This is a genomic window from Mesorhizobium sp. M0306, from assembly GCF_040321655.1.
Taxonomy (GTDB): domain Bacteria; phylum Pseudomonadota; class Alphaproteobacteria; order Rhizobiales; family Rhizobiaceae; genus Mesorhizobium.
On record NZ_JAMYRY010000038.1, the window covers coordinates 46,759 to 54,968 of the forward strand.

The window sequence follows — 8,210 nt, forward strand, 5'->3', positions numbered from 1 at the left end:
CCGCCCCGCGACAGATTGCGGGGCATTCCAGGAGAAACTATGTCAGTTGCAAATCCCACTCGCGACGATTTCGCGAGCCTGCTCGAAGAATCATTTTCCGCCGGCCATTCCGGCGAAGGCCAGGTCGTCAAGGGCATCATCACTGCCATTGAGAAGGACATGGCCATCATCGACGTCGGCCTCAAGGTCGAAGGCCGCGTGCCGCTGAAGGAATTCGGCGTCAAGGGCAAGGACACGACGCTCAAGGTCGGCGACACGGTCGAGGTCTATGTCGAGCGTATCGAGAACGCGCTTGGCGAAGCCATGCTGTCGCGCGAAAAGGCTCGCCGCGAAGAGAGCTGGGTCCGTCTCGAAGAGAAGTTCACCAAGGGCGAACGCGTCGAAGGCGTCATCTTCAACCAGGTCAAGGGCGGCTTCACCGTCGACCTCGACGGTGCGGTGGCTTTCCTGCCGCGCAGCCAGGTCGATATCCGCCCGATCCGCGACGTCTCGCCGCTGATGCACAACCCGCAGCCCTTCGAGATCCTCAAGATGGATCGCCGCCGCGGCAACATCGTGGTGTCGCGCCGCACCGTGCTTGAGGAAAGCCGCGCCGAACAGCGTTCGGAAATCGTGCAGAACCTCGAAGAAGGCCAGGTGGTCGAAGGCGTCGTCAAGAACATCACCGACTATGGTGCGTTCGTCGACCTCGGCGGCATCGACGGCCTGCTGCACGTCACCGACATGGCATGGCGCCGCGTCAACCATCCGACCGAAATCCTCAATATCGGCCAGACGGTCAAGGTGCAGATCATCCGCATCAACCAGGAAACCCACCGCATCTCGCTCGGCATGAAGCAGCTCGAGAGCGATCCGTGGTCCGAGATCGGCACCAAGTTCCCGATCGGCAAGAAGATCAAGGGTACCGTTACCAACATCACCGACTACGGCGCGTTCGTCGAGCTGGAGCCGGGTATCGAAGGCCTCATCCACGTTTCGGAAATGTCGTGGACCAAGAAGAACGTGCATCCTGGCAAGATCCTGTCGACAACGCAGGAAGTCGACGTGGTGGTGCTCGAAGTCGATCCGGCCAAGCGCCGTATCTCGCTCGGCCTCAAGCAGACGCTGGAGAACCCGTGGGAGGCCTTCGCGCGCAGCCATCCGGTCGGCAGCCAGGTCGAGGGCGAGGTCAAGAACAAGACCGAGTTCGGCCTGTTCATCGGCCTCGAAGGCGACGTCGACGGCATGGTCCACCTTTCCGACCTCGACTGGACCCGTCCGGGCGAGCAGGTGATCGAGGAGTACAATCGCGGCGACATGGTCAAGGCGCAGGTGCTCGACGTCGACATCGACAAGGAGCGCATCTCGCTCGGCATCAAGCAGCTGGCCAAGGACACGGTCGGCGAAGCCGCGACGTCAGGCGAACTGCGCAAGAACGCGGTCGTGACCTGCGAGGTTATCGGCGTGAAGGATGGCGGTCTGGAAGTGCGGCTGGTCGACAGCGGCATCGAGACCTTCATCAAGCGCTCCGACCTCAGCCGTGACCGCGACGAGCAGCGCCCCGAGCGCTTCACCGTCGGCCAGAAGGTCGACGCCCGCGTCATCGCCTTCGACAAGAAGACCCGCAAGCTGCAGGTCTCGATCAAGGCGCTGGAAATCGCCGAAGAGAAGGAAGCGGTCGCCCAATACGGTTCGACCGACTCCGGCGCTTCGCTGGGCGACATCCTGGGTGCCGCGCTGAAGAAGCAGGGCAGCTAAGCCAACACCGCGCCTCGCGCGGGTTATAAACGAAATAAAAAGCCCCGCCGGAACGATCCGGCGGGGCTTTTGCTTGTGACCTTTTGCTTGTGACGAGCCGCAGGCTTAGGCCCTGCCGTAAAGTGGCACCAGCGTGCCGCTGATGGCCATGTTGGCCGGCGAGGCAAGATAGGCAATGGCTTCGGCCGCCGCTTCAAGGCTGACCCATCTGCTGAAATCTGCGTTCGGCATGTCAGCCCGGTTGGCCGGTGTGTCGAGCGTCGAGGGCGCCACGGCATTGACGAGGATGCCGTTGCCCTTCAGCTCTTCGGCCATCGCCACGGTCATCGCGGCGACCGCCGCCTTGGCGGCAGCGTAGGCCACCTTGCCGGAGCCGCGCCGCGGATCGAGCCCGGCTCGCGCGGTGACATTGACGATGCGGCCCGACACGGAAGATTCCAGCATCGAGCGTATCGCCGCGCGGCAGCACAGGAAGGTGGTGCGGGCGTTGGTGTCCATCATCTCGGCAAAGGAGGCGGGCTCGATCTTCTCGACCGGCGCGGCGGTGAAGCCGCCGGCAAGATGCACCGATGCCCATAAATCTGGAACGCTGGCATAGAAGGCGTCGACCTTGGCAGGGTCGGCAAGGTCGACATTGTGCGCCAGCCTGACGCGGTCATGCGCCGGAAAGGGAAAATGCGCAGGCGCGGCAGCATGGGCATTGGGCACATGGCAGATCGCGCCCTGCTCCAGCAGTTTCCCTACGACCGCGCCGCCAAGCGCACCGGTGCCGCCGGTCACCACGATATGTCTGCCGTCCAGTGTTTCCGTCATATTCGACCGCTCCGTCATTGCGCGCCGCCGATGCGGAAGGTCGCGCCTTTCGCGCGATCACTCAACCGAAATCTCGATGACGTAAGGTCGTCCAGTCGCCCGCGCGCGCCCAAGCGCGTCCGCCAAGCCGCCAGCGCCGGAAATCCGCTCGGCGGCAATGCCATAGGCTTCGGCCAATTTGCAGAAATCCGGCGGTGCCGGGGAGACGCCGACCGGTTCGACGCCGACGTCGAGCATCGAGGTTTCGATCTCGCGGTAGCCACGATTGTTCCAGACGGTGAAGATCACCGGCGCCGCCGCGTCGAGCGCGGCGCCCAGTTCCGGCAGGGTGAACTGGAAGCCGCCATCGCCGGTGAGGCAAACGACCGGCGCCTCAGGCCTGGCAAGGACGGCACCGATCGCCGCCGGCGGGCCATAGCCGAGCGCGCCGAAGCCGGTGGCGGCGTTGAACCAGCCGCCCGGCCGGTCGTGATCGTAGTAGAGGTTGGCGGCGTAGACCGGCTGGGTCGAATCGCCGACGATGATCGCGCCAGGCAGTGCATCACGGATCGTCTCGACGGCGCGCAATTGCGCCTGCATAGCCGGGCCAATCTCGGCAAAGGCCGCTTGCCGCGTCGCGGCGGCGCGAGCGGCGCCGTCGCCCGATTGCGCCTCGCCCGTGCCGAGTTCGGCATGCAGCGCGTCGAGCGCCGCTCCGCAATCGGCCTGGATCGAAATCCGCGCAGGCCGGCGGGCAAGCTGGTCGGCGCCGATGTCGATGCGGATCAGATTGGCGGGCAGGACAAAACCGCCGTCGCCATAGCCATCATAGTCGGTCGGACCGAATTCGGTGCCGGCGGCAATGACCAGGTCGGCATCGGCCATTAGCGCACGCACCGCCTTCAGGCTGGGGCTGGCCGGCACGCCAAGCGGATGGCGATAGAGCAGGCCGCGCGCATTGGCGGTCTGGACGACCGGCGCTCCCAACCTCTCGGCCAGGCGCTGCAACGGCGCTTCGGCAGCTTTGGCGCCGCCGCCGGCCAGGATAAGCGGCCGGCGGGCAGACGCGCATAGCCTTGCCGCCTCTGCAATCGCCGCCACATCCGGCTCGGGCGGCGCTGAATTCCGCAGCAGCGGCACGATGCCGTTGGCAGGCAGGCTCATGACATCGGTCGGGATCTCGATGTGCACCGGACCCGGACGCGAGGATGAAAACAGCGCAAAGGCACGGGCGAGCACGCCGGGCAGTTCGCCGGCCTCGGTGACACGGTGCGAAAACAGCGCCACCTTCTCCATCATGCCGCGCTGGTCCGGCAGTTCATGCAGATGGCCAAGGCCTTTGCCCAGCGTCGGTGTGGCGTTGACGCCCGAGATTACCAGAATCGGCACCGAATCGGCGCGCGCCTGGCCCATGGCGGTGATGGTGTTAGTCAGCCCCGGCCCGGTGATGACGAAGGCGATGCCCGGCTTGCCGCTGGCGCGCGCATAGCCGTCGGCCATGAAGCCGGCGCCCTGCTCGTGGCGCGGCGTGACGTGACGGATCTTCGACCGCGCCAGCCCGCGGTAGAGCTCGACCGTGTGCACGCCGGGAATGCCGAAGACGGTGTCGACGCCGTGCGCTTCGAGCAAGGTGATGAGCGCTTCGCCGATCGTCGTCATTGTCTTAACACCGGGCGTGTGAGGCAGGTCGGGCCGCCCTCGCAGGCAACGCACAGCGCATCGGCCTCGAATGTCGAGACCGTACAGCCAGCGGCCTGCATGGCAGCCGCCGTCTTCGGAAAACCGGCAACGGCGATAACCTGGCGCGGCGCGGTCGGCAGGACGTTCAGGCTGAGCCCATTCGAGGCGAAGAATTCGTCGGCGTCGCCCTCGACCAGCCGAATGCCACGTTCGCGCAGCATCTGATGGAAGGCGACCGGCAGGAGCGGCGCATAGACCAGCGCCAGATCGTCGGCGAGCGGGCTGATCACCGACATCAGGTGCAGGCAGGCCTCCTCGCCCTGCCAGAGCGGCAGGTCGAAGCCGTAGACCTGGATGCCCTTGGGTGAAAGCAGGTTGGAGAGCTGCTGGATGCCGTGCTGATTGGTGCGCACGCCGCGGCCAACGGCCAGCGTGTTTGCATCCACCCACACGCAGTCGCCGCCCTCGACCTGGCCGGGAGCCTCGATACGGCCGAGGACGGGGATGCCCATGCGCCCGTAGGCTGCCTCGTGCAGGCCGGGCTCGGGCCGGCGCAGCGCCTTGCCCATGGCAAGGATGACCGCGCCATGATCGGTCATCAGCGAGGGATCGTGGGTAAAGACAGAATCGGCAAGCCCGTCATCGGCGTCGCTCAGCCATTCGATCTCGGCGCCTGAGGCCGAAATCAGCCTGGCCAACGCTTCGTGCTGGGCCGCCGCCTTTTGCGGATCGAAGCCCGGGCCATAGTGCCAATCCAGTGCTTTGGCTCGATGCATGGCGCTGGCGGCGGAGCGCATCAGCACACGCTGCAGCGGCCCGGCCATCGACTGAGACCCGTATGCTTTGCCCACTAAATTCTCCTGAAACGCGCCCGCCCTGCCAATAGCCACTCGGCTGGCCGTGATCAATGGTCCAAAAACTGCGGTTGACGGAGGCAAGCGGAACGGTCCATCTTGAGAATCGGAACGCTGTCCAGTGACGGGTAATGGGTAAAAAATTCCAGCAAGGACTGCCTCGGCTGCTCCGCGGGGCACCGCGACGATGACAGCGCCGGCCACCGCCCTGAAGCATACGGCGCAGAACGGCGCTGCCGAAGCCATCCACGTCGAGAACCTGCACAAGAATTTCGGCAAACTGCATGTATTGAAGGGCGTTTCGCTGTCGGCGCGCGATGGCGAGGTGATCGCCATCATCGGCGGCAGCGGCTCGGGCAAGTCGACGCTGCTGCGCTGCATCAACTGCCTGGAGAACCCGACCAGCGGCATCATCCGGGTCAATGGCGAAGAGATAAAGCTGAAGGCCGACAGCTACGGCCACACCGTGCCCGCCGACCGCAAGCAGATCGAACGCATCCGCTCCAAACTCGGCATGGTCTTCCAGAACTTCAATCTGTGGAGTCACATGACGTTGATCGAGAACGTCATCGAGGTTCCCGTGCATGTGCTCGGCGTCAAGCGCGATGTGGCGATCGGCGAGGCGGAGAAATTGCTCGCCCGCGTCGGCCTGGCCGAAAAACGCGACGTCTATCCCGCCTATCTGTCGGGCGGCCAACAGCAGCGCGCCGCGATCGCCAGGGCGCTGGCCATCAATCCGCGCGTCATGCTGTTCGATGAGCCGACCTCGGCGCTCGACCCGGAGCTGGTCGGCGAGGTGCTGAAGGTGATCGGCGACCTGGCGCGCGAAGGCCGCACCATGGTGCTGGTCACCCATGAGATGAAGTTTGCCCGCGAGGTCGCGACGCATGTCGTCTACCTCCATAACGGGCTGGTCGAGGAAGAAGGGCCGCCGGAACAGATCTTCGGCGCACCCAAATCCGAAAGGCTGAAGCAGTTTCTGCGCAATGTTGGATGACTTGCGAGAAAAGCAGACGGGAACGTCAAAACCAAAAAACGGGAGAACTGAAAAAATGAAACCTTTTCTCAAAACGGCGCTCGCGGCCACGCTGATCGCATTGTCGAGCGCATTTTCGGCAAGCGCCGAACAGATCAAGGTGGGTTTTTCGCCTGAAGCCTATCCGCCGTTTTACTCGCAGGATGCTTCCGGCAAGTGGGGTGGCTGGGAAGTCGACATCGTCAATGCCATCTGCGGCGAAGCCAAGCTGGATTGCGTATTGACGCCAGTCCCATGGGACGGCCTCATCCCGGCACTTAAGACCAAGAAGATCGATGCGATCATGAATTCGATGTCCATTACCGACGAACGCAAGAAGGAAATCGACTTCTCCGACAAATATTACAACACGCCGACAGCGGTGATCGGCGCCAAGGATCAGAAATTCGATGCGACACCTGAGGGGCTGAAAGCCAAGATAGTCGGCGTTCAGGCATCCACGGTGCACGCCGCCTACGCCAAGAAGCACTTCACCGACGCCGCCGAAATCAAGGAATACCAGACGCAGGACGAGGCAAATCAGGATCTCGGCGCCGGCCGAATCGATGCCACGCAGGCCGATTCGATCGCGCTCGACGCGTTTTTGAAATCGGACCAAGGCAAAGCGTGCTGCGACCTCAAGGGTTATGTCGCGCCCGACCTTGAAGTGCTCGGGCCTGGCGTGGGCGCCGGCATGCGCCAAGGCGACACGGAACTAAAGGACAAGATCAATGCCGCCATCAAGGCCATTCGGGCCAATGGCAAATATGCCGAAATCACCAAGAAGTACTTCGACTTCGACATCTACGGCGGCGAATCACAGTCCAACTGACGGCAACGGCATCAAGCCGGCATGCCTAGCCGCCGTCGTCGCGGTGGGCATGTCCGGCGTGACGCATCATTGGCGCCTCAACCCGCAAGTCCAGGGGACATAAGCTGAGCGACGTTCTCGCCACCATGTTCGGAGCCAGTTCGCTGGAATTGCTGTCCTTCGAACCGCCGAACGGCAGGGGTCTCAGCCTTCTGCATGGGCTGACAAACTCCGTCGGAATTGCTTTCGGTTCCTTTGGGGTTGGTCTTTTGATCGGCGTAGGCGGCGCCTATGGCAAGCTCTATGGCGGGCCGGTGGTCCGTGACCTGCTGGAAGTTTACACCACAGTGGTCCGCGCAGTGCCCGAGCTGGTGCTGATCCTGCTGCTTTATTTCGCTGGTACCGACCTCATCAACCAGTTGCTTACCGCGCTCGGCTATGCCGCGATCGACATCAACGGGGTTGTCGCCGGCATAGGCGTGCTCGGGGTCGTGCAGGGCGCCTACTCCACCGAAGTCTTGCGCGGCGCGATCCGCGCCATTCCGCAGGGCCAGATCGAAGCCGCGCGGGCGTATGGAATGCCTCCCGGCCTGCTTCTCAGGCGCATAACGCTGCCGGCGATGCTGCCCTTCGCCATTCCGGGGCTGGCAAATCTGTGGCTGATCGCCACCAAGGACACCGCGCTTCTCGCGATCGTCGGCGTTAATGAACTGACCCAAACCACACGGACGGCCGCCGGCGCGACGAAGGCTTATTTCACCTTCTTCATGGCGGCGGGCGCGCTCTATCTCGCTCTGACCCTCGTCTCCAACGTCGTTATCGGGCGCGTTGAGCGCTGGGCGCGACGCGGCATGCCGTCGATAGCTGGATCGCACTGATGGCGGCCGAAATTCCAGTCATTGACGCCGCCGCACGGGCCTCGCTCTGGATGCGGCCGCACCGCATAGCGCTGATCTTGATCGCGCTGGTTGTCGTACTGGCATCGATTTTTCTCATGCGCTGGGATTGGCTACCCACCTATCTGCCGCTGGCTTTGCAAGGCATATGGCGAACCATCTGGCTGCTTGTGGTAACGTCGGCGCTGGGCATCGCGCTCGCCATTCCCCTCGGCCTTGCGCAGGTGATCGGCCCGCCGATTTTGAGCGTGCCGGCCAAGGTGTTCTGCACGATTATTCGCGGCACGCCGCTGCTGCTCCAGCTGTGGCTGCTCTACTACGGACTGGGCTCGCTGTTTCCGCAATTTCCCTGGATACGCGAGTCGTCCCTCTGGCCCATTCTAAGGCAGGCATGGCCCTACGCCGTTCTTTCTCTGACGATCTCG

General features: G+C 63.7%; 8 protein-coding genes. 5 read left to right on the forward strand and 3 right to left on the reverse strand.

The features are described 5' to 3' along the window. Window positions 1-39 precede the first annotated feature (39 nt). The gene (gene rpsA / locus NKI95_RS30610; RefSeq protein WP_023676278.1) at window positions 40-1,737 is read left to right on the forward strand and encodes a 30S ribosomal protein S1; all 1,698 of its coding nucleotides are present in this window, start codon (window positions 40-42) and stop codon (window positions 1,735-1,737) included. A gap of 105 nt (window positions 1,738-1,842) precedes the next feature. On the opposite strand, the gene NKI95_RS30615 is transcribed toward rpsA, so the two are convergent. The 3 genes from NKI95_RS30615 to NKI95_RS30625 are packed head-to-tail and all read right to left on the reverse strand — an operon-like array spanning window position 1,843 to window position 5,033. Next, window positions 1,843-2,550, reverse strand: coding sequence for an SDR family NAD(P)-dependent oxidoreductase (locus NKI95_RS30615; protein ID WP_352721542.1), 708 nt, complete (start codon window positions 2,548-2,550; stop codon window positions 1,843-1,845). Between the two features lie 57 nt (window positions 2,551-2,607). After that, window positions 2,608-4,188: a 5-guanidino-2-oxopentanoate decarboxylase gene (locus tag NKI95_RS30620; protein ID WP_352721544.1), complete on the reverse strand. Its 1,581-nt coding sequence runs from the start codon at window positions 4,186-4,188 to the stop codon at window positions 2,608-2,610. Next, window positions 4,185-5,033: a dimethylarginine dimethylaminohydrolase family protein gene (locus NKI95_RS30625; protein ID WP_352721559.1), complete on the reverse strand. Its 849-nt coding sequence runs from the start codon at window positions 5,031-5,033 to the stop codon at window positions 4,185-4,187. Before NKI95_RS30625 ends, NKI95_RS30620 begins: the two co-directional genes overlap by 4 nt. A 217-nt stretch (window positions 5,034-5,250) precedes the next feature. Between NKI95_RS30625 and NKI95_RS30630 the strand changes: the two genes are divergently transcribed. The 4 genes from NKI95_RS30630 to NKI95_RS30645 all read left to right on the forward strand — a co-directional run. Further along, a complete protein-coding gene (locus NKI95_RS30630; RefSeq protein ID WP_352721545.1) occupies window positions 5,251-6,060 on the forward strand; it encodes an ABC transporter ATP-binding protein in 810 nt (269 codons plus the stop codon). A gap of 55 nt (window positions 6,061-6,115) precedes the next feature. After that, the gene (locus NKI95_RS30635) at window positions 6,116-6,910 is read left to right on the forward strand and encodes a transporter substrate-binding domain-containing protein (RefSeq protein ID WP_352721547.1); all 795 of its coding nucleotides are present in this window, start codon (window positions 6,116-6,118) and stop codon (window positions 6,908-6,910) included. A 125-nt stretch (window positions 6,911-7,035) separates the two neighbouring features. Next, window positions 7,036-7,767 carry an ABC transporter permease gene (locus tag NKI95_RS30640; RefSeq protein ID WP_352721549.1) on the forward strand — a complete coding sequence of 244 codons (732 nt, stop codon included), beginning with the start codon at window positions 7,036-7,038 and terminating at the stop codon, window positions 7,765-7,767. Continuing rightward, window positions 7,767-8,210, forward strand: a 444-nt coding sequence (locus NKI95_RS30645) for an ABC transporter permease subunit (protein WP_352721551.1), incomplete at its 3' end; no start/stop codon positions are given. The genes NKI95_RS30640 and NKI95_RS30645, both read left to right, overlap by 1 nt.